General features: G+C 69.6%; 17 protein-coding genes. 9 read left to right on the plus strand and 8 right to left on the minus strand.

Going from position 1 to position 21,935, the window contains the following annotated elements; genetic code table 11:
* The first annotated feature begins 174 nt into the window (after positions 1-174).
* Positions 175-1,068, plus strand: coding sequence for a RecB family exonuclease (locus G412_RS0131235; protein WP_028815467.1), 894 nt, complete (start codon positions 175-177; stop codon positions 1,066-1,068).
* A gap of 13 nt (positions 1,069-1,081) precedes the next feature.
* Positions 1,082-1,753, plus strand: coding sequence for a response regulator (locus G412_RS0131240; RefSeq protein WP_028815468.1), 672 nt, complete (start codon positions 1,082-1,084; stop codon positions 1,751-1,753).
* A gap of 69 nt (positions 1,754-1,822) precedes the next feature.
* On the opposite strand, the gene G412_RS0131245 is transcribed toward G412_RS0131240, so the two are convergent.
* From G412_RS0131245 to metH, 4 genes are all read right to left on the minus strand, one after another.
* A complete protein-coding gene (locus G412_RS0131245; protein ID WP_028815469.1) occupies positions 1,823-3,412 on the minus strand; it encodes an ABC transporter substrate-binding protein in 1,590 nt (529 codons plus the stop codon).
* Between the two features lie 87 nt (positions 3,413-3,499).
* A complete protein-coding gene (locus G412_RS0131250) occupies positions 3,500-5,098 on the minus strand; it encodes an ABC transporter substrate-binding protein (protein WP_028815470.1) in 1,599 nt (532 codons plus the stop codon).
* 497 nt (positions 5,099-5,595) lie between these two features.
* Positions 5,596-6,297 (minus strand): HAD family hydrolase, encoded by a 702-nt coding sequence (locus G412_RS0131255; protein ID WP_028815471.1) that lies wholly within the window; start codon positions 6,295-6,297, stop codon positions 5,596-5,598.
* A gap of 99 nt (positions 6,298-6,396) precedes the next feature.
* Positions 6,397-9,915 carry a methionine synthase gene (gene metH / locus G412_RS0131260; RefSeq protein WP_028815472.1) on the minus strand — a complete coding sequence of 1,173 codons (3,519 nt, stop codon included), beginning with the start codon at positions 9,913-9,915 and terminating at the stop codon, positions 6,397-6,399.
* Between the two features lie 239 nt (positions 9,916-10,154).
* On the opposite strand from metH, the gene G412_RS0131265 reads away from it, so the two are divergent.
* From G412_RS0131265 to G412_RS0131290, 6 genes are all read left to right on the plus strand, one after another.
* Positions 10,155-10,919 carry an IclR family transcriptional regulator gene (locus G412_RS0131265; RefSeq protein ID WP_028815473.1) on the plus strand — a complete coding sequence of 255 codons (765 nt, stop codon included), beginning with the start codon at positions 10,155-10,157 and terminating at the stop codon, positions 10,917-10,919.
* Positions 10,920-11,163: 244 nt separating this feature from the next.
* Positions 11,164-11,952, plus strand: a complete 789-nt coding sequence (locus tag G412_RS0131270) for an MIP/aquaporin family protein (RefSeq protein ID WP_028815474.1) — start codon at positions 11,164-11,166, stop codon at positions 11,950-11,952.
* Positions 11,953-11,992: 40 nt separating this feature from the next.
* Positions 11,993-13,519, plus strand: a complete 1,527-nt coding sequence (gene glpK / locus G412_RS0131275) for a glycerol kinase GlpK (RefSeq protein WP_028815475.1) — start codon at positions 11,993-11,995, stop codon at positions 13,517-13,519.
* Between the two features lie 15 nt (positions 13,520-13,534).
* Complete coding sequence (locus G412_RS0131280) at positions 13,535-15,145, plus strand: glycerol-3-phosphate dehydrogenase/oxidase (protein ID WP_028815476.1); 1,611 nt, start codon at positions 13,535-13,537, stop codon at positions 15,143-15,145.
* Positions 15,146-15,281: 136 nt separating this feature from the next.
* Complete coding sequence (locus tag G412_RS0131285) at positions 15,282-15,953, plus strand: FadR/GntR family transcriptional regulator (protein ID WP_028815477.1); 672 nt, start codon at positions 15,282-15,284, stop codon at positions 15,951-15,953.
* A gap of 134 nt (positions 15,954-16,087) precedes the next feature.
* The gene (locus tag G412_RS0131290; protein ID WP_028815478.1) at positions 16,088-17,092 is read left to right on the plus strand and encodes a PAC2 family protein; all 1,005 of its coding nucleotides are present in this window, start codon (positions 16,088-16,090) and stop codon (positions 17,090-17,092) included.
* A gap of 129 nt (positions 17,093-17,221) precedes the next feature.
* Here G412_RS0131290 and mshC read toward each other — a convergent pair whose 3' ends face one another.
* The 4 genes from mshC to G412_RS0131310 form a co-directional block, all read right to left on the minus strand.
* A complete protein-coding gene (gene mshC / locus G412_RS0131295; RefSeq protein WP_028815479.1) occupies positions 17,222-18,451 on the minus strand; it encodes a cysteine--1-D-myo-inosityl 2-amino-2-deoxy-alpha-D-glucopyranoside ligase in 1,230 nt (409 codons plus the stop codon).
* Positions 18,452-18,704: 253 nt separating this feature from the next.
* The gene (locus G412_RS0131300; RefSeq protein WP_028815480.1) at positions 18,705-19,556 is read right to left on the minus strand and encodes an SCO1664 family protein; all 852 of its coding nucleotides are present in this window, start codon (positions 19,554-19,556) and stop codon (positions 18,705-18,707) included.
* The gene (locus G412_RS0131305; protein ID WP_028815481.1) at positions 19,520-20,110 is read right to left on the minus strand and encodes a DUF3090 domain-containing protein; all 591 of its coding nucleotides are present in this window, start codon (positions 20,108-20,110) and stop codon (positions 19,520-19,522) included. The genes G412_RS0131300 and G412_RS0131305 overlap by 37 nt, the downstream gene beginning before the upstream one ends.
* Positions 20,111-20,178: 68 nt before the next feature.
* Positions 20,179-20,865, minus strand: a complete 687-nt coding sequence (locus G412_RS0131310; RefSeq protein WP_028815482.1) for a histidine phosphatase family protein — start codon at positions 20,863-20,865, stop codon at positions 20,179-20,181.
* Positions 20,866-20,924: 59 nt separating this feature from the next.
* Here G412_RS0131310 and corA point away from each other — a divergent pair, with 59 nt between their 5' ends.
* Positions 20,925-21,917 (plus strand): magnesium/cobalt transporter CorA, encoded by a 993-nt coding sequence (gene corA / locus G412_RS0131315; protein WP_028815483.1) that lies wholly within the window; start codon positions 20,925-20,927, stop codon positions 21,915-21,917.
* Positions 21,918-21,935: the final 18 nt, after the last annotated feature.

Here is a 21,935-nt window from a genome sequence, read left to right on the forward strand (position 1 = left end):
CGCCGGCGTCCTCGCGCCGCGTCCGCCGGGCCACGCAGCGCGAGAGGTGTCTGCCGTCGATGGTATGCGGACGGCCCCGCCGCACCCCGCCTCGGCTCCCCTTTTGAGGCCTGTTGGTGCCGGATGATGCCGGATGATGCCGGGCTGTCAGTGGTGGGTCTTAGGGTCTTCGACATGACTACGAGTTCCGGTCGGGCCGACGCTGCCCAGCGCCCCATGTCGCTCTCCCCCTCGCGGGCGAGCGATTTCATGCAGTGCCCGCTGCTCTACCGGTTCCGGGTGATCGACAAGCTGCCCGAGAAGCCGAGCGAGGCGGCGACGCGCGGCACGCTGGTGCACGCCGTCCTTGAGCGGCTCTTCGACGACCCGGCGACGGAGCGTACGGCGGGGCGGGCCAGGGCGCTGGTGCCCGGCCAGTGGGACCGGCTCCTGGAGTCGAAGCCGCAGCTCACGGAGCTGTTCGCCGGGGATCAGGAGGGCGAGCGGCTGTCGCGCTGGCTGGTGGAGGCCGAGGAACTGGTCGAGCGGTGGTTCACGCTGGAGGACCCGACGCGGCTGGAGCCGGCCGAGCGGGAGCTCTTCGTCGAGACGGAGCTGGAGTCGGGTCTGCGCCTGCGCGGCATCATCGACCGGGTGGATGTGGCGCCCTCGGGCGAGGTGCGGATCGTCGACTACAAGACGGGCAAGGCGCCCCGGCCGGAGTACGCCGAGGGCGCGCTGTTCCAGATGAAGTTCTACGCGCTGGTGATCTGGCGGTGGAAGGGCGTCGTACCTCGCCGGCTTCAGCTCGTGTATCTCGGCAGCGGTGACGTGCTGACGTACGACCCGGTCGAGGCCGATCTGGAGCGGGTGGAGCGCAAGCTGCTCGCGCTGTGGGAGGCCATCAGGGAAGCGACCGAGACCGGTGACTGGCGGCCGCGCCCGACCAAGCTCTGCGGGTGGTGCGACCACCGGGCGGTGTGCCCGGAATTCGGCGGTACTCCCCCGGCGTACCCGCTGCCCGTCGCGCTGACGGAGCGCCCGGCCGATCCGGCCGAGGGCGGCCAGGGCAGAATGGGGCCGGTCTAGAGAAGGAGACTCCGTGGCTATCCGCGTCCTACTGGTCGACGACCAGCCCCTGCTGCGCACCGGCTTCCGGATGATTCTGGAGGCCGAGCAGGATCTCGCGGTCGTCGGTGAGGCCGGAGACGGTCTGCAGGCGCTCGACCAGGTCCGGGCGCTGCAGCCCGATGTGGTCCTGATGGACATCCGGATGCCGCGCATGGACGGTGTGGAGGCGACGCGTCAGATCACGGGGCCCGGCAAGGACGGCCCGGCGAAGGTGCTCGTGCTGACCACTTTCGACCTCGACGAGTACGTCGTGGAGGCGCTGCGCGCCGGGGCCAGCGGCTTCATGCTGAAGGACGCGCCCGCCAACGAGCTCGTGCAGGCGATCCGGGTGGTGGCCGCGGGCGAGGCGATGCTGGCGCCGAGCATCACGCGCCGGCTGCTCGACAAGTACGCGGATCACCTGCCGTCCGGCGAGGAGCAGGTCCCCAATACGCTGCACACCCTGACCGAGCGTGAGGTCGAGGTGCTGAAGCTGGTGGCCCGCGGGCTGTCCAACGCGGAGATCGCCGCCGACCTCTTCGTGAGCGAGACGACCGTGAAGACGCACGTGGGGCATGTACTGACGAAGCTCGGGCTGCGCGACCGCGTGCAGGCCGCGGTGTACGCGTACGAGAGCGGCCTGGTCAGGCCCGGCGCCCAGTAGCGGACGCCGGACCCGGACCGGTGGGGGCCGGCCGTCAGCGCGTTGCTGCCGGCCGGCGTCCTGCCTGCCTCAGCCCTTGCTGATCTCCCAGAACCGGAAGACGGTCGACGCGTCCAGGGTCCACTCCAGGCCCGAGATGTCGTCGTAGGCCACGGCGTACTGCTTGCCCTGCCACAGCGGGATGATCGGCACCTCGTCGGCGACGATCTCCTGGAGCTTGTTGAAGTCCTCCTCCGCCTTGGGGCGGTCGGTCGCGGCGGCGGTGTCCGGGATGATCCCGTCGGTGATCCGGCTGTTCTCGTAGTTGTTGCCGAGGACGTTGTCCTTGCCGAAGAACGGCAGGGTGAAGTTGTCCGGGTCCGGGTAGTCGGGGACCCAGCCCTTCACGTACACGCCGTACTTGCCGGCCGCGATGTTCTGCTCGTACTCGTTGATCTCGACCGACTCGACGCTCGCGTCGAAGAGCCCGCTCTTGTTGAGCTGGCCGGCGATCGCCTTGAACTCCTCGACCGTCGCGGGTCCGTAGCGGCTCGGCGTGGCCCACAGGGTGAGCTTCACCTTGCCGTTGATGCCCGCGCCGCGCAGGGCCCGCTTGGCCTTGTCGGGCTGCGGGCTGCCGCCGTAGGTGTCGAAGAACGCCGTGTTGTGGGCGCCGATACCGCTCGGGATGATGGAGTACAGCGGGGTGGCGGTGGACTGGTAGACGTCCCGCACCAGGGCGTCGCGGTCGATGAGGTACGCCATGGCCTTGCGCACGGCGGGCTTGCCGACGACCGGGTCGTTCACGTTGAAGACCAGGTGCTGGACCTCGGCGCTGGAGCCCTCGACGACCTCGATGCCCTTGGCGTTCTCGGCCTTCGAGTGCTCGATTTCGGTGATGTCGTCGGCGGTGAGGCCTCGGTAGGCGATGTCCACGTCGCGCTCCTTGAGGGAAGCGGCCAGCGCCTTCTGGTCACCGTGGAAGAACTTCATGGTGACGCCGGTGTTCTTCGTCTCGGCGGTGCCCTTGTAGTTCTCGTTGACCGAGAAGGACGCCTCGGTCCGGCCGAAGCTGTCCAGCTTGTACGGGCCCGAGCCGACCGCCTTCTGGTCGGTGCGCAGCTTGTCGAAGGCGTACTCGCGGTGGTCGACGATGGAACCGGCACCCGAAGCGATCTTGCTCGGGAAGGTGGCGTCCGGCACCTTGAGGCGGAAGACGATGTTCTTCTCGTCCGGCGTCTCGATCGTGTCGATGGAGCCCAGCATGACCGCCGCCGGGCCGGCCTTGTCGTTGATCTTCAGCGAGCGCTCGAAGGAGTACTTCACGTCCTTCGACGTCAGCTCGTTGCCGTTGCTGAACTTCAGCCCGTCGCGCAGCGTGCAGCGGAAGACCGTGCTGCCGCCCTTGTCGAAGTCGCAGGTCTCCGCGGCCTCGGGCTGCGGAGAGGAGCTGCCCTTGGGGAAGCTCAGCAGCGACTGGAAGACGTTGTTGAACAGCAGCCAGGAGCCCGGGTCGTAACCCGATGCCGGATCGGTGGCCAGCACCTCGTCCGACATTCCGATGACCACCCCGCCATCCGTGCCGCCCGAGCCGCCCCCGTCGGTGCCACAACCGCTGAGCAGCCCCGCCGCCAGTCCCGCCGCAAGCGGGGCCGTCAGCCACTGATTACGCCTTTTCACGGATCCTTGCCTCACAGATTCGATGAATTGCCTACCGGCGACGCGGTCTTCGCGGCCCGGCTTGTGAAGGACTACTGCCTTCCGGCGTCAGGAGACGCCGCGGCCCAGCTCCCACAACTGCAGGTCCGCCGAGGAGTTGAGTGCCCACTCGACGCCGGTGATGCTGTCGCGCGCGGCGACGTACTGCTTGCCCTGCCACAGCGGCAGCACCGGTACGTCGTTGGCGACGATCTCCTGGATCCGCTCGAACGGCCCCGCGGCCGTGGCCCGGTCGGCCGCGCGGCGCGACTCGGGGATGAGCTTGTTCCTGGCTTCGCCGCTCACGTACGGGGAGTTGAGGAAGTTGTCCTTGTCCAGGAACGGCGCGACGTAGTTGTCGGCGTCCGGGAAGTCGGGGAACCAGCCCATGCCGTAGACGGCGTACTCGCCGCGCTTCTGCTTGTCACGGAACTTCGACCACTCGGTGCCCTTGATGATGACGTCGAAGAGTTTCGTGGCGTTGAGCTGCTCCTGGAGCACCTCGAACTCCCTCTTCGTCGCCGGGCCGTAGTGGTCACTCGTGTAGTGCAGCGTCAGCTTCACCGGCGTGCTGATGCCGGCCGCGCCGAGGATGCCGGCGGCCTTGGGCCGGTTCGGCTCGCCGTACTTGTTGAAGAACGCGTTCTGGTGGCCGGTGATGGTGTTCGGGATGAGCGAGTACAGCGGCTCGGCCGTCTGCGGGTAGACCTTGGTGGCGAGCTCGCCGCGGTCGACGACGGCGGCCAGCGCCTGGCGCACCGCCTTGCTCTTGACCGTGGAGTCGTCGGTGTCGAAGCCGAGGTAGCGGATTTCCAGGCCGGGCATCTCGACGAGTTCGATGCCCTCGGCGGGATTGTCCGACAGATCCTTGATCTGCTCGGGCTGCAGGGTGCGCGTCATCATGCTGATGTCGCCGTCCCGCAGCGCCTTCTCCATGGACCGGGCGTCGGTGAACGACCGCAGTTCGACCTTGTCGTTCTGGAGCTTCAAGTCGCCCTTGTAGTCGGGGTTCTTGGTGAAGACCGCCTTGACGACCCGGTCGCCCTCGGTCTCGGTCTTCAGCCTGTACGGGCCCGAGCCGTCGGCGGCGACGCCGGCGCGGAGCTTGTCCGCCGGGTACGTGTCGGAGTCGACGATGGCCGCGGCGGGCGTGGCGATCTTGTACGGGAACGTGGCGTCCGGCGTCTTGAGGTGGAAGACGATCTCGTGGTCGCCGTTGGTCTCGATCGTGTCGATGTTCGAGAGCAGGGCGACGGGACCGTTGTTGTTGTTGATCTTCAGGACGCGCTCGATCGAGAACTTGGCGTCCTCAGCGGTGATCGCGTCACCGTCGGCGAAGGTCAGCCCGCTGCGCAGGGTGCAGCGGTAGCTCTCGTTCTGGGTGTCGGTGAAGCCGCACTTGGAAGCCGCGTCCGGCACGGGCTCGCCGCCGCCTCGCGGGACGTGCACCAGCATCTGGACGGTCTGGCGGAGAACGTTCCAGGCACCCGCGTCATAGGCGAACGCGGGGTCGAAGGGTGCGGGCGCGTCCTTCGTGGCCACGAACTGGTCCGTGGTGCCCACGACAATGGCATCACCGCCCTTGCCGCCGCCCGGCCCGCCGCATCCGGCGAGCACGGGCGCCAGCAGGCCGATTACGGCCGGCAGCACCAAAGTCTTGCGGTTCATCCTGGACGTTCTCCTCATCCGGCACTGAGTTACAGCGGTGTACGGGATACTCCGCCGCGGCCGCCCGGTCGGGGCGGAGCGATCGGGCCGGGATCAGAGCGATCGGTTCTGTGGTCCCAGCAACTGGTTGAGCGCTGGGGCACATGGTGGTGCGGCGAAGTTCTCGTGTTGAGATTAGTGGGGATCGCCGGGGAGGCCGGACCAGGGCAGGGCCGACCCGTTATCGGCCCGCGATCATCAATCGCCATGGGGTGGGGCGGTGGGGCCGGAATGATTCGTACACCACTCCACCAATCGGGACACAAGGACGCCAAATACGGCCTCTCATGGGCGCTTTGGCGCCGCCCCGCGCCTCGCGGCGCGGCCGGGGGGTGACCAAGCTCACCCGGTGAATAGTTTTGTTCCGCTGCGCATTTCTATTTCCGTGTGTCACGGAAAATGCACGGTCCAATGCCGAGAGTTCCGCCCGAATAGCGAAAGCACGCTCGGTGTACGGGTCAGTTCATTCGTGTGATCAGCGTGGTGAGAAAAGCGAGATCCACTTCTTCGAGCGATCCCACGACCACCCGGCCGCGCGCGGGCGCGATCGGCGCGACGGACGGTACGGCCACCACGCGGCAGCCGGCGGCCTCGGCGGCCGCCACACCGGTCGCCGTGTCCTCGACGACCGCGCATCTCCAGGGGTCGGCACCGAGCCGGGCCGCGGCGTGCAGATACGGGTCCGGGTGCGGCTTCGTACGGGCCACCTCGTCCCCCGCGACCGTGAGCGCGAACATCTCGGGGCCCAGCGTCTCCAGGACGCGGTCGATGATGCGCCGGTGCGAGGCGGACACCAGAGCGGTGGGCACCTCGTGCGCGGCCAGTTCCGTGAGCAGCCGCGCCGCACCGGGCATCAGCGGCACGCCGTGCCCGATGCGCTTCTCGAAGCGGTCGTTGAGCAGCACCGTGAGCTCGGGCAGCGTGATGTCCGCGCCGGTGACCTCAATGAGATAACCCGCGCTGCGCGTCATCGGCCCGCCGACGACCACGTCGCGCCACGCCTCGTCCAGCACATGCCCCAGGTCGGCGAAGACCTCCGCCTCGACCTCCCACCAGAATCCCTCGGTGTCGACCAGGGTGCCGTCCATGTCGAGGAAAACAGCCTGCAGTGCGGAGCCTTCGGCCGTACGGGTACTGGGCGCGGGGACGGTGCTGGTCATCCGGGCACACCTCCTGAAGGGACGAGAAGGCCGGCCGTCTCCCCAGGTGGGAAGGCGACCGGCCTGCGCTGGACCGACCAGTGTACGACTGGTCCGGCTCTAGCGCGCGTTGAAGTACTTCGCCTCGGGGTGGTGGATGACGATCGCGTCGGTGGACTGTTCCGGGTGCAGCTGGAACTCCTCCGACAGGTGGACGCCGATCCGCTCCGGCCGGAGAAGGTCCGCGATCTTCGCGCGGTCCTCCAGGTCGGGGCAGGCGCCGTAACCGAGCGAGAAGCGCGCGCCGCGGTACTTCAGCGCGAACATGTCCTCGACGGCGGCCGGGTCTTCGGCGCCGAAGCCGAGTTCGCTGCGGACCCGGGCGTGCCAGTACTCGGCGAGCGCCTCCGCCAACTGGACGGACAGTCCGTGCAGTTCGAGGTAGTCACGGTAGGAGTTCGACTCGAACAGCTCGGCCGTCGCCTCGCCGATCTTCGATCCCACGGTGACGACCTGGAGGCCGACCACGTCGGTCTCGCCGGACTCCTCCGGGCGGAAGAAGTCGGCGAGGCACAGGCGGCGGCCGCGGCGCTGACGCGGGAAGGTGAAGCGGGTGCGCTCGGAACCGTCCTCGTTCAGGAGGATCAGGTCGTCGCCCTTGGAGTGGCAGGGGAAGTAGCCGTAGACGACGGCGGCTTCGAGCAGGTTCCTGGTGTGGAGCTGCTCCAGCCAGCCGCGCAGCCGGGGGCGGCCCTCGGTCTCGACGAGCTCTTCGTACGTCGGCCCGTCACCGGTCCGTGCCTGCTTGAGGCCCCACTGGCCCTTGAACAGCGCGCCCTCGTCGAGCCAGGAGGCGTACTCATTCAGGCCGATGCCCTTGACGACGCGGGTGCCCCAGAACGGCGGTTCGGGGATCCGGTTGTCGACGGCGACGTCGGAGCGTACGGACCCCTCGGGCTCTTCGACTTCGAGCACGGCGGTCGTGGCCGTCTTGGGGACGCGGCGCTGCTTGAGCTCGGGGAGCTTGGCGCCGGGGACGCCGCGCTTGACGCCGATCAGGGCGTCCATCAGGCGCAGGCCCTCGAACGCGTCACGGGCGTAGCGGACTTCGCCGTCGTAGATCTCGTGGAGGTCCTGTTCGACGTACGCCCGTGTCAGCGCGGCGCCGCCGAGGATGACGGGGAAGTCGGCGGCCATCTTGCGCTGGTTGAGCTCCTGGAGGTTCTCCTTCATGATCACGGTCGACTTGACCAGGAGACCGGACATGCCGATGACGTCGGCGCGGTGTTCCTCGGCGGCTTCCAGGATCGCGGAGACGGGCTGCTTGATGCCGAGGTTGACGACGGTGTAGCCGTTGTTGGACAGGATGATGTCGACGAGGTTCTTGCCGATGTCGTGGACGTCGCCGCGGACGGTGGCGAGCACGATCGTGCCCTTGCCCTCGTCGTCGGTCTTCTCCATGTGCGGCTCCAGGTAAGCCACCGCGGACTTCATGACCTCGGCGGACTGGAGCACGAACGGCAACTGCATCTGGCCGGAGCCGAAGAGCTCGCCGACGACCTTCATGCCCTCAAGGAGCGTGTCGTTGACGATGTCGAGGGCCGGGCGCTCGGCCAGGGCCTCGTCGAGGTCGGCCTCCAGGCCCTTCTTCTCGCCGTCGATGATGCGGCGCTGGAGCCGCTCGTCGAGCGGCAGCGCCAGGAGTTCCTCGGCCTTGCCGGCCTTCATCGACTTCGTGTCGACGCCCTCGAACAGCTCAAGGAACCGCTGCAGCGGGTCGTAGCCCTCCGCGCGGCGGTCGTGGATCAGGTCGAGGGCGACCTTGATCTGCTCCTCGTCGAGGCGGGCGATGGGCAGGATCTTGCTCGCGTGCACGATCGCCGAGTCGAGGCCCGCCTTCACGCACTCGTCGAGGAAGACGGAGTTCAGGACGATGCGGGCGGCCGGGTTGAGACCGAAGGAGATGTTCGACAGGCCGAGCGTCGTCTGGACGTCGGGGTGGCGCCGCTTCAGCTCGCGGATGGCCTCGATCGTGTTGACGCCGTCCTTGCGGGACTCCTCCTGGCCGGTGCAGATGGTGAAGGTGAGGCAGTCGATGAGGATGTCCGACTCGTGGATGCCCCAGTTGCCGGTCAGGTCGGCGATGATCCGCTCGGCGACGGCGACCTTGTGCTCGACCGTGCGGGCCTGGCCCTCCTCGTCGATGGTCAGCGCCATCAGCGCGGCGCCGTGCTCCCGCGCCAGCTTGGTGACCTTCTGGAACCGGGACTCCGGCCCGTCGCCGTCCTCGTAGTTGACCGAGTTGATGACCGCGCGCCCGCCCAGCTTCTCCAGGCCGGCCCGCAGGACGTCCAGCTCGGTGGAGTCCAGCACGATGGGCAGGGTGGACGCGGTCGCGAACCGGCCCGCCAGCTCCGCCATGTCGGCGGCGCCGTCACGCCCCACGTAGTCGACGCAGAGGTCGAGCATGTGCGCGCCCTCGCGGATCTGGTCGCGGGCCATCTCCACGCAGTCGTCCCAGCGGCCCTCCAGCATGGCCTCGCGGAACTTCTTCGACCCGTTGGCGTTCGTACGCTCGCCGATGGCCAGGTACGACGTGTCCTGGCGGAAGGGGACGGTCTGGTAGAGCGAGGCGGCGCCGGGCTCGGGGCGCGGGTCGCGGGCGGCCGGGGTGAGGTCGCGTACCCGCTCGACGACCTGGCGCAGGTGCTCGGGCGTCGTACCGCAGCAGCCGCCCACCAGGGACAGGCCGTACTCGCGTACGAAGGCCTCCTGGGCGTCGGCCAGCTCGGCGGCCGACAGGGGGTAGTGCGCGCCGTTGCTGCCCAGGACGGGGAGGCCGGCGTTGGGCATGGCGGAGAGCGGGACGCGCGAGTGGCGGGCGAGGTAGCGCAGGTGCTCGCTCATCTCGGCGGGGCCGGTGGCGCAGTTCAGGCCGATCATGTCGATGCCGAGCGGCTCCAGCGCGGTGAGCGCGGCGCCGATCTCGGAGCCGAGGAGCATGGTGCCGGTGGTCTCGACCGTCACGGAGCAGATCAGGGGGACGCTGATGCCGGCGACGTCCATGGCGCGGCGGGCACCGATGATCGCGGACTTCGTCTGGAGCAGGTCCTGGGTGGTCTCCACCAGGAGCGCGTCCGCGCCGCCCGCGAGCATGCCCTCGGCGTTCTGCTGGTAGGCGTCGCGCAGCGTGAGGTACGGGGCGTGGCCCAGCGTGGGCAGCTTGGTGCCGGGGCCCATCGAGCCGAGCACCCAGCGCTGGCGGCCGTCCCTGGCCGCGAACTCGTCGGCGACCTCGCGGGCGATGCGGGCGCCCGACTCGGACAGCTCGAAGACGCGCTCGGGAATGTCGTACTCGGCAAGCGCGGCGAAGTTGGCGCCGAAGGTGTTGGTCTCGACGCAGTCCACGCCGACCGCGAAGTACTCCTCGTGGACGGTGCGCACGATGTCGGGGCGGGTGATGTTGAGGATCTCGTTGCAGCCTTCGAGGTTCTCGAAGTCCTCCAGGCTGGGGTCCTGCGCCTGCAGCATGGTGCCCATCGCCCCGTCGGCGACCACGACCCGGCTGGCGAGTGCTTCGCGGAGGGCGTCTGCGCGGCTGCTGTGGCTGGCAGGCGTGGGGGTTGGCAACGAGGCCATGGATCTGCTCCCTGGAGTGCGACGGCTGTCGGCTTTGCGCCTTCCCGGCGGAAGGCGCACCTGGCCAGCGTAGCCGTGACCCCGTCCGTGGCGTGAAGTCGTCCCACGGGCCGGACGGCGTCATGTCCGCGTCGTGTTCTGATGGCCGGCGATCGCCGGGCGGGCCCCGGGCGGTGCCGCCAGGTCGGCATGAACCGATAGTGTTCAGCATTGTCGAACCGAGGTGGAGGTGGCCGAGCGTGGCGAAGAACATCCAGTCGCTCGAGCGGGCGGCGGCGATGCTGCGCCTGCTTGCGGGAGGCGAGCGCAGGCTCGGCCTGTCCGAAGTGGCCTCGTCCCTCGGTCTTGCCAAGGGTACGGCCCACGGCATCCTGCGCACCCTCCAGGCAGAGGGTTTTGTCGAGCAGGACCCGGCCTCGGGCCGCTATCAGCTCGGCGCCGAGCTGCTGCGCCTGGGCAGCACCTATCTGGACGTACACGAGCTGCGCGCCCGCGCGCTGGTGTGGACGGACGACCTGGCCCGCTCCAGCGGCGAGAGTGTCTATCTGGGCGTACTGCACCAGAAGGGCGTACTGATCGTCCACCACGTCTTCCGTCCGGACGACAGCCGGCAGGTGCTCGAAGTCGGGGCGATGCAGCCGCTGCACTCCTCCGCGCTGGGCAAGGTGCTGTCGGCGTACGACCCGGTGGCGCACAACGAGGTCGTCGAGAACGAGCGCAAGACCTTCACCCCGCACACGATCACGGACGTGCGGGACTTCGAGGCGGTGCTCGACCTGACGCGGGCGCGCGGCTGGGCCGCCGACGTGGAGGAGACCTGGGACGGGGTGGCCTCGATCGCCGCCCCCATCCACGACCGCCGGCGGATGCCGGTCGGCGCCGTCGGCATCACCGGCGCGGTGGAGCGGCTCCGTGAGGGCCAGGATCTGCGCGGCGACCTCGTCGCGGCCGTACGGGACTGCGCCCGCGCGGTGTCGCGGGACCTGGGCGCCAGCCGCTTCTGAGGCGCGTTCCGCTCTCTCCTGCCAGGCTGGTAACGATCGGGAAACCGGTCACGGAACTCTTGACGTGCGTGTTAACCGAGGACAAAACTGCCGTTCATCGGTCGGCAATGCCGAACACCTACCGGCAATACGCGCTAGAGTGTGGCAACGCCAAGGGACCGGCTAGGCCCTCACCGAGGGCGCGGACCACCCGGAGGGACCCGGGGTTCGCCTTTCCCCTGGACGAAGGACAAAGGAGTCGCGGGTGTCCAGCTCCGACATCTTCATCGGCGAGATCATTGGTACCGCCGTGCTCATCCTGCTCGGCGGCGGCGTGGTCGCCGCCGTCGTACTCAAGCGCTCGAAGGCGCAGAACGCCGGCTGGCTCGCCATCACCTTCGGGTGGGGATTCGCCGTCATGACCGCCGTCTACATGACCGGCAGCCTCTCCGGCGCCCACCTCAACCCGGCGGTCACGGTCGGCATCGCGATCAAGGACGGCGACTGGAGCAACGTTCCGGTCTACTTCGCCGGCCAGATACTCGGCGCCATGATCGGCGCGACCCTGGTCTGGATCGCGTACTACGGCCAGTTCCAGGCCCATCTCAGGGACCCGGAGATCCTCGCGGCGCAGCCCGCCGAAGAGGGCCTGGTCGACCAGAAGGCCGCACCCAAGGCCGGCCCCGTGCTCGGCATCTTCTCCACCGGGCCCGAGGTCCGGAACGTCTGGCAGAACCTCGCCACCGAGATCATCGGCACGGTCGTGCTCGTCCTCGCGGTGCTCACGCAGGGCCTCAACGACAGCGGCAAGGGCCTCGGCGCCGTCGGCGGACTGATGGTCGCCCTCGTCGTGGTCGGCATCGGCCTCTCGCTCGGCGGCCCGACCGGTTACGCGATCAACCCGGCCCGTGACCTGGGGCCGCGCATCGTGCACGCCCTGCTCCCGCTGCCGAACAAGGGCGGCTCCGACTGGAGCTACGCCTGGATCCCCGTCGTCGGACCGCTGGTCGGCGGAGCCATCGCCGCGGGTATCTACACCATCGCGTTCGCCTGAGCCGACCGGCCGACCCTCTACAGACCTCCGGGAGCACACCGTGACCGACGCACACACCACCGGCCCGTTCATCGCGGCCATCGACCAGGGCACCACCTCCAGCCGCTGCATCGTCTTCGACAAGGACGGCCGGATCGTCGCGGTCGACCAGAAGGAGCACGAGCAGATCTTCCCGAAGCCGGGCTGGGTCGAGCACAACGCGGCCGAGATCTGGACCAACGTCCAGGAAGTCGTCGCCGGCGCCATCGCCAAGGCGGGCATCACCCCCGCCGACGTCAAGGCGATCGGCATCACCAACCAGCGCGAGACCACGCTGCTGTGGGACAAGAACACCGGTGAGCCCGTCCACAACGCCATCGTCTGGCAGGACACCCGCACCGACGCGCTCTGCAAGGAGCTCGGCCGCAACGTCGGCCAGGACCGCTTCCGCCGCCAGACCGGCCTGCCGCTCGCGTCGTACTTCGCGGGCCCCAAGGTCCGCTGGCTGCTCGACAACGTCGAGGGCCTGCGCGAGCGCGCCGAGGCCGGCGACATCCTCTTCGGCACCATGGACTCCTGGGTCATCTGGAACCTGACGGGCGGCACCGACGGCGGCGTACACGTCACCGACGTCACCAACGCCTCGCGCACGCTCCTCATGAACCTGCACGAGATGCGCTGGGACGAGAAGATCCTCCAGTCGATGGACATCCCGTCCGCCGTGCTGCCGCAGATCCGTTCCTCCGCCGAGGTGTACGGCGTCGCCAAGGCCGGCCCGCTGAAGGGCGTGCCCGTCGCCTCGGCGCTCGGTGACCAGCAGGCGGCGCTGTTCGGCCAGACCTGCTTCTCCGAGGGCGAGGCGAAGTCGACGTACGGCACCGGCACGTTCATGCTGATGAACACCGGTCACACGCCCGTCAACTCGTACAACGGCCTGCTGACGACCGTCGGATACCAGATCGGCGCCGAGAGGCCCGTCTACGCCCTCGAAGGCTCGATCGCCGTCACCGGTGCGCTCGTCCAGTGGATGCGCGACCAGATGGGCCTGATCAAGTCGGCCGCGGAGATCGAGACGCTGGCCTCGTCCGTCGAGGACAACGGCGGCGCGTACTTCGTCCCCGCCTTCTCCGGCCTGTTCGCCCCGTACTGGCGCCCCGACGCCCGCGGTGTGATCGCCGGCCTCACCCGGTACGTCACCAAGGCGCACATCGCCCGTGCCGTCCTGGAGGCCACCGCCTGGCAGACCCGCGAGATCAGCGACGCCATGACCAAGGACTCCGGCGTCGAGCTGACGGCCCTCAAGGTCGACGGCGGCATGACCTCCAACAACCTGCTGATGCAGACGCTCTCGGACTTCCTGGACGCACCGGTGGTGCGCCCGATGGTGGCCGAGACCACCTGCCTCGGCGCCGCCTACGCCGCCGGCCTCGCCGTCGGCTTCTGGTCCAGCACCGACGAGCTGCGCGCCAACTGGCGCAGGGCCGCCGAGTGGACCCCCCGCATGGACGCGGCCACGCGGGACCGCGAGTACAAGAGCTGGCTCAAGGCCGTGCAGCGGTCCATGGGCTGGCTCGACGACGAGAGCTGACGAGGAGTTACGAAAATGACCACCCTGCAGAGCGCCCCGGCCCTCGGGACGCGCCCGGCCGACGGTTCCACCGCGAGCCGCGCCGAAACCCGGGAGCAGCTTTCCAAGGCGACGTACGACCTCCTGGTAATCGGCGGCGGCATCCTGGGCATCTCCACCGCCTGGCACGCCGCTCAGTCGGGACTGCGGGTGGCCCTGGTGGACGCCGGCGACTTCGCCGGCGCCACCTCCTCCGCCTCGTCCAAGCTGCTCCACGGCGGACTGCGCTACCTCCAGACCGGCGCGGTCAAGCTCGTCGCGGAGAACCACTTCGAGCGGCGCGCCGTCTCGCGCGACGTCGCGCCGCACCTGGCCAACCCGCTGACCTTCTACCTCCCCGTCTACAAGGGCGGCCCGCACGGCGCGGCCAAGCTCGGCGCGGGCGTCTTCGCCTACTCGGCGCTGTCCGCCTTCGGCGACGGTGTCGGCCACGTCATCAGCCCGGCGAAGGCGGCCCGTGCGGTGCCCGAGCTCCGTACGGACGACCTCAAGGCCGTCGCGGTCTACGGCGACGACCAGATGAACGACTCGCGCATGGCCCTGATGACGGTCCGCGCGGCCGCCGAGTCGGGCGCGACCGTCCTCAACCACGCCGAGGTCACCGGCCTTCGCTTCACCAACGGCCGGGTCACGGGCGCCGAGCTCAAGGACCGCCTGGACGGTTCGGAGTTCGGGGTCACGGCCCGTCTGGTGCTCAACGCCACCGGGCCGTGGGTCGACCACCTGCGCAAGATGGAGAACCCGGACGCCGCGCCGTCCATCCGGCTCTCCAAGGGCGCGCACCTGGTCCTCAAGCGCACCGCCCCCTGGCGGGCCGCGCTGGCCACGCCGATCGACAAGTACCGCATCACGTTCGCGCTGCCGTGGGAGGACCAGCTCCTGCTCGGCACGACCGACGAGGAGTACGAGGGCGACCCGGCGGACGTCGCGGTCACCGAGAAGGACATCGCCCAGATCCTGGACGAGGCCGCCTTCTCGATCCGCGACCAGCAGCTCTCCCGCGACCTCATCACGTACTCCTTCGCGGGCCTGCGGGTGCTGCCCGGCGGTCCCGGTGACACCTCCAAGGCCAAGCGCGAGACGGTCGTCACCGAGGGACGCGGCGGCATGCTGTCGGTCGCCGGCGGCAAATGGACGACGTTCCGTCACATCGGCCGCACCGTCATGAACAAGCTCGCCGCGCTGCCCGGCCACCCGCTGGGCGAGGACATGGAGCCCATCTCTCGGCTGCCGAAGAAGCTGCCGCTGCCGGGCATATCCAACCCGAACGCGGTCGCCCACCGGCTGCTCGTCGACGGCGGTACGCCCGGCCCGCGGATGGCCGCCGACACCGCACGCCACCTGGCCACGCACTACGGCTCGCTGTCCTTCGACATCGCGCGCCTGGCCAACGAGGACCCGGCGCTGGCCGAGCGCGTCCACCCGGACGCGCCGGAGATCTGGGCGCAGGTCGTGTACGCCCGTGACCACGAGTGGGCCGAGACGGCGGACGACGTACTGCGCCGCCGTACGACGCTGACGATCCGGGGCCTGGCCACAGACGAGGTCCGCGCCAAGGTCGAGGACGTGCTGGGCCGCAGGGCCTGAAGCCCGCCGGCAGGGCCAATGGGTAAGGGGCAGCCGTCTGGACGGCTGCCCCTTACCCATTGGCTTACTCCGGGGCCGCGCCCCACCCACATAATGGGGTCAGACATCGGATGTCTGAGCGACTAGGAGACCCACCGTGGCTGTCACCGACGAGGCGATCGAGAAGATCAAGAAAATGATCGTCTCGGGGGCTCTGCGCCCCGGCGACCGCCTCCCCAAGGAGAGCGAACTCGCCGCCGAGCTGGGGCTGTCGCGCAATTCGCTGCGCGAGGCGGTACGCGCCCTGTCGCTGATCAGGATTCTCGACGTACGGCAGGGTGACGGTACGTACGTCACCAGCCTGGATCCCCAACTGCTGCTCGAAGCCATGAGTTTCGTCGTGGACTTCCACCGGGACGACACGGTGCTGGAGTTCCTCGCCGTACGCCGCATCCTGGAGCCCGCCGCCACCGCGATGGCCGCCGCCCGCCTCGGCGAGGCGGAACTGGACGAACTGAGCGCCCAGTTGGACGCGCTCGGGTCGCATCCGTCCGTCGAGGAGCTGGTCGCGAGCGATCTCGAATTCCATCGCCGCATCGTGCAGGGGTCCGGCAACTCGGTGCTGTGCTCACTCCTCGACGGGCTCTCCGGGCCGACCACCCGGGCTCGCGTCTGGCGCGGACTGACCCAGGAGGACGCGGTCAGCCGTACGCTCCACGAACACCGCGCGATCCTCGACGCCCTGCGCGACCGGGACGCGGAGGCCGCCAGGTCGTGGGCGACGGTGCACATCGCGAGCGTCGAGCAGTGGCTGCGCTCTACGCTGTAGGAGATCGGGTCTCTGATCTCGATTGATTCAGCGGGCGCAGGGCACGCTTCCCGCATACGCATCAGGCGTCACCGCACCTGGTGGAAGCCGTAAGGTTGATGCGTGCACAACGGAACTTCGAAAGGGGGCACTGGGTGATCGAGCTCGAGGGGGTTCCCGAGCTGATCGACCCGGTCATGGTGGCCGCGTTCGAGGGCTGGAACGACGCCGGCGACGCCGCCTCCACCGCGCTCGCGCATCTGGACCGGGAATGGAAGGGCGAGGTCTTCGCTGCGCTCGACGCCGAGGACTACTACGACTTCCAGGTCAACCGGCCCACGGTGTTCATCGACGGCGGAGTCCGCAGGATCACCTGGCCCACCACCCGGCTTTCCGTGGTGCGGATCGGCGGCGACAAGCCCCGTGACCTGGTCCTGGTACGCGGCATCGAGCCCTCCATGCGCTGGCGCTCGTACTGCAACGAGATCCTCGGCTTCGCCCACGAACTGGGCGTCGAGATGATCGTGATCCTCGGCGCGCTGCTCGGCGACACCCCGCACACCAGGCCGGTGCCGGTCAGCGGCGTGACGTCGGACCCGGACCTGGCGCGGACCATGGATCTGGAGGAGACCAAGTACGAAGGCCCCACGGGCATCGTCGGGATCCTCCAGGAGGCCTGCACGCACGCGGGTGTACCGGCGGTGAGCCTGTGGGCCGCCGTACCGCACTACGTGTCGCAGCCGCCCAACCCCAAGGCCACGCTCGCGCTCCTCAACCGCCTCGAAGACCTCATCAACTTGCGCATCCCGCTCGGCGAACTGCCCGAGGACGCACGGGCATGGCAGGTCGGCGTCGACCAACTGGCGGCCGAGGACAGCGAGGTGGCGGAATACGTGCAGTCGCTGGAGGAGGCGCGGGACACCGCGGAGCTCCCCGAGGCGACGGGCGAGGCGATCGCCCGCGAGTTCGAGCGATACCTGCGACGGCGTGACGGCGGGCCAGGCCCCGGTCACGCGACGGACGGGAGCGAAGGCACCGGTACGTATCTGCGCGACAGCTCCACCGGCCGCACGCGGCCCCCGAAGCCACCGCGCGGGGAGCCCGGCCGGCCCGAAAGCGCGGAAGGCACCGACGGAACGGAAGACTCCACAGAGGAGTGAAGCGGGGCGGCGCCGGGTGGCGCCGCCCCGCAGTCGTCAGAGCACAGAACCGCCCCCGGCCCTCTTCTTTCGCGAGAGGGCCGGGGGCGGCACGGCCGGCAGGGCCGGAAAGCGACTACCGGGCCACGCTTACAGAGCCACGCCGAGCAGCGCGTCGACGGCGCGCGAGACCACGCCGGGCGCGCCCTCGTCCGTACCGCCTTCGGACGCCTGCGAGGCGGCCCAACGGTCCACTGCGGCGAGTGCGGCCGGGGCGTCGAGGTCGTTGGAGAGCGCCTCGCGGATCTCCTCGACCAGGGCGTCGGCGGACGGTCCGTCGGGGCGCGAGACGGCCGCGCGCCAGCGCCCGAGCCGCTCCAGGGCGTCCTCCAGCACCTGGTCCGTCCACTCCCAGTCGGCCCGGTAGTGGTGCGCGAGCAGCGTGAGGCGGATCGCGGCCGGGTCCACGCCGTCGCGGCGCAGCTTCGACACGAAGACCAGGTTGCCCTTGGACTTCGACATCTTCTCGCCGTCCAGGGCGACCATTCCGGCGTGTACGTACGTCTTGGCGAACGGGTACTCGCCGGTCAGCGTTTGGGCGTGGGACGCGCCCATCTCGTGGTGCGGGAAGGCGAGGTCCGATCCGCCGCCCTGCACGTCGAAGCCCATCCCCAGGTGGTCCAGGGCGATCGCGACGCACTCGATGTGCCAGCCGGGCCGGCCGCGGCCCAGCGAGGCGCCGTCCCAGCTCGGCTCGCCCTCACGGGCGGCCATCCAGAGCATCGGGTCGAGCGGGTTCTTCTTGCCGGGGCGGTCGGGGTCGCCGCCGCGCTCCGCGGACAGCAGCCGCATCGCGTCGGCGTCGAGCCCGGACACCTCGCCGAAGTGCGGGTCGGCCTCGACGGAGAAGTACACATCCCCTTCGAGTTCGTACGCCGCGCCCGCGTCCCGCAGCCGCTCGATGAGCGGCACGATGCCGGGTATCGCTTCGACGGCGCCGATGTAGTGCTGCGGCGGAAGCATCCGCAGGGCGGTCATGTCCTCGCGGAACAGCGCGGTTTCGCGCTCCGCGAGTTCGGTCCAGTCGTGTCCGTCGCGGATCGCCCGCTCCAGCAGCGGATCGTCTACGTCCGTGACGTTCTGGACGTAATGAACCTGCCGCTTGGTGTCGAGCCACACGCGCTGCACAAGGTCGAACGCGTTGTAGGTCGCCGCGTGACCGATGTGGGTCGCGTCGTACGGCGTGATGCCGCATACGTAGATACGGGCGACGGGACCGGGGTCGAGGGTGATCAACCGACCGGTCGCGGTGTCGTGGATCTGGAGGTCGCGGCCCTTGCCAGGCAGGGCGGGGACCTCAGAAGCGGGCCAGGCATGCATGCCTTGAGCGTAACCGGACGCACGTTCCGGATACGAACCGGATACGCAAACACGTCCGGTTACGCACCCTTGCGCGGCCGGCGGCGCGGCCCAGACCCCGCTCCTCGAACGTCGGAGGGGCTCGAGGGTGCCGCATATCCAGCCCGGCCGGCGTTTGAGGCCACGCCCGGAGGGCGTCCGGGGTCTGGGGGCTTGCCCCCAGGTTTCGGGAAGGGGCGGGGTGGGGAACAGCGCCGCAGGCGACCGCTCGCACCTACACCGGCGGCCAGGGAATGGCCGGCCACTCCCCGCTCGGCTCCGGATGGCGGCCGGTCACGCGCAGCGCAGCCACCCGCCCGCGCAGCGCCTCCAGCTCCGCCGGAGTGATCAGTTCCGCCATCCGGGTGGCGAGCGGGCGCCCCGGCGCCAAGTCCGAAGCCAGCCGCGCCAGCACCTGGGCCGCCTCGGCCGTCAGCGGCTCCCCCGCCCAGCCCCACAGCAGCGTGCGGAGCTTGTCCTGCGTGTTGAACGTGACCCCGTGGTCGATGCCGTACAGCTTCCCGTCCGCCGTCGGCAGCAGATGCCCGCCCTTGCGGTCGGCGTTGTTGATGACCGCGTCCAGGACCGCCAGCCGGCGCAGCCGCTCGTCGTCCGCGTGCACGAGGAGCGCCGTGCGGCCCTCCCCCACCTCGGCGAAGGCGATCGCTTTCCAGCCATCGGCCGGCTCCTCGTCCTCGACGAGGGCCAGTAGCCCCCCGTCGGCAGCGTCACCGTCCTCGGAGGCCGCCTCGATCCACAGCTGGCACATGCCCTCGCCGTACGGTCCGTCGCGCAGCACGGTCGGCGGCACGAGCCTCCACCCCGTCGCCTCGGAGATCTCGTACGCCGCCACCTCGCGCTGAGCGAGCGTGCCGTCGGGGAAGTCCCACAGCGGCCGCTCTCCGGCGACCGGTTTGTACACGCAGGACGCCGATACGCCGTCGTACTCGATGCCGCAGTACAGCACCGCGTTGGACGCCTCACGGACGCGTCCGCGCACTGCGAGCTGCCCCTTCGCCAGAACGGTGAGGAGGCCGCTGTCCGCCGGAGCTACGCTCCCCGGCGGTATCCGTTCTGGCGCGGGCATACGTGTCCCTCCGGGTCGAGCGGCAGGCTGCACAGCGGGCACGGCGGCCGCCCCGCGTTGACGACGTCGAGGGCGCGCTTGGCGAAGGCTCTGGCCTGTGCGCCGCTGAGCCGGACCCGCAGCATCGGCGGGCCGTTCTCCTCGTCCTGGAGCAGCCGTTCCTCTGCCTCCGCGAGATCCTCTTCGGTCTCCACGTCCAGCTCGACGAGAGCCTGCGCCTCGACGATCATGCACTGTTCCTCACCGTCCCAGGCCAGCGCCATGGTGCCGACGCGGAACTCCTCCTCGATGGGGGCGTCGAGGGGGGCGCTGTCGGTGACATCGGCGGGGGCCACGGCGGGCACGGGGGCGTTGCCTCCGGTGCGGCGTACCACTTCGTCGAGCAGCTCGTCGATCCGCTCGGCGAGCGCGGCCACCTGGGCCTTTTCCAGGGCGACGCTGGTGACGCGGCCGGCGGCGGAGGCCTGCAGGAAGAACGTACGGCGTCCAGGCAGCCCGACCGTACCGGCGACGAAACGGTCCGGCGGGTCGTAGAGGAATACCTGACGGGACACGTCCTGTCTCCCTTGAAATCGTCTGTATGCGCGGTCTTGGGGCGCGTCCACCCTACTGCGCGGAGCGATCACGGTGCGCCCGCGCCGCCCCCTACGGCCGCGTCCCCGTCATTGCCGTTCTCACGCGGCGCCAGCGAGGCGAGGTCCCCGGTGTCGCCGAGCCGCACAAGGAAGGGGCGCAGGGCGGTGTACCGGATGATCGTCAGGGAACACGGGTCCACGTGAATCCGCTGGAAGAGATCGAGATGAAGGCCGAGTGCGTCCGCCACGACGGACTTGATGATGTCGCCGTGAGAACACATGAGATAGACCGCGTCCTCGCCGTGCTCGGCGTCGATGCGCGCGTTCCAGTCGCGCACGGCGTCGACCGCGCGCGCCTGCATGGCCCGCATCGACTCCCCGCCCGGGAACGTCACCGAGGAGGGGTGCTGCTGTACGGCGGCCATCAGCGGCTCGTCGGAGAGTTCGGCGAGCTTGCGGCCCGACCAGTCGCCGTAGTGGCACTCCCCTATCCGCTCGTCGGTGTGCGACGGGAGACCGGGCCGCGCTTCGAGCAGCGGCTGAAGGGTCTCCCGGCAGCGTTCGAGGGGGCTGGTGACGGCTGCGGCGAGCGGCACGCCGGCCAGCCTGCCGGGCAGCGCTGCCGCCTGGGCGGCGCCGCGCTCGTCGAGCGTGACACCTGGCGTCCAGCCGGCGAGCAGCCCGGCGGTGTTGGCGGTGGAGCGTCCGTGGCGTACGAGGATCAGCGTGGCCATGGCCGCCAGCCTAGGCGGAAGACGGCTCCGGGGTGCGCCCGGGCCCGTTCCGGGGGAGAATGCGCGCCGTGATCGTCGACTGTGCCATCTACCGGGAAGGGTGCCGCTCCGAGGGCCCTTCCGACTTTTCGGACGCCCTCTCGGAGGCGCGGGCGACCGGTGACGCCTTCTTGTGGATCGGTCTGCACGAGCCCAACGAGAAGGAATTCGATCTCGTGAGCAGCGAGTTCGGCCTGCACCCCCTGGCCGTCGAGGACGCTCTGCGCGCCCATCAGCGGCCCAAGCTGGAGGTGTACGACGACTCGCTCTTCGCGGTGCTTAAGCCGGTGATCTACGAACCGGAGAGCGACACCGTGACGACGGGCGAGCTGATGGTCTTCGTGGGCGACTCGTTCGTGGTGACGGTGCGCCACGGCGAGGGCGCCCCGCTGGCGGCCGTACGCCACCGCCTGGAAGCCGAGCCGGAGGTGCTGCGGCACGGTCCGACCGCCGTTCTGTACGCGGTGAGCGACGCCGTCGTCGACCACTACATAGAGGTCGGCGCGGAGCTCCAGACCGACCTGGAGGAGCTGGAGGCGGAGGTCTTCGCGCCGTTCGGCCGCGACTCCAAGAACACGGCCGCCCGGATCTACACGTTCAAGCGGCAGGTGCTCGAATTCCGCCGTGCGACGGGGCCGCTCGCCCAGCCGATGCTGCGGCTCTCAAACCCTGGTCTGCCCTTCGTCGACGAGCACGCGCAGCCGTTCTTCCGGGACGTCAGTGACCACCTCACGCGCGCGAACGAGCAGGTGGACGGGCTCGACCGGCTGCTGTCCGACATCCTGTCCGCGCATCTGGCGCAGATGAGCGTGCGGCAGAACGACGACATGCGGAAGATCTCGGCGTGGGCGGCGATGGCCGCGGTCCCCACGATGATCGCCGGCGTCTACGGCATGAACTTCGAGTACATGCCCGAGTTGACCTGGACGTGGGGCTATCCCGCCGTGATCGTGCTGATGGTGCTGTGCGAGATCGGGCTGTTCCGGCTGTTCAAGCGGCGCGGCTGGCTCTGACGGACCGGCGCGGCGTCG

The sequence above is a fragment of the Streptomyces flavidovirens DSM 40150 genome (assembly GCF_000429085.1).
GTDB lineage: Bacteria > Actinomycetota > Actinomycetes > Streptomycetales > Streptomycetaceae > Streptomyces > Streptomyces flavidovirens.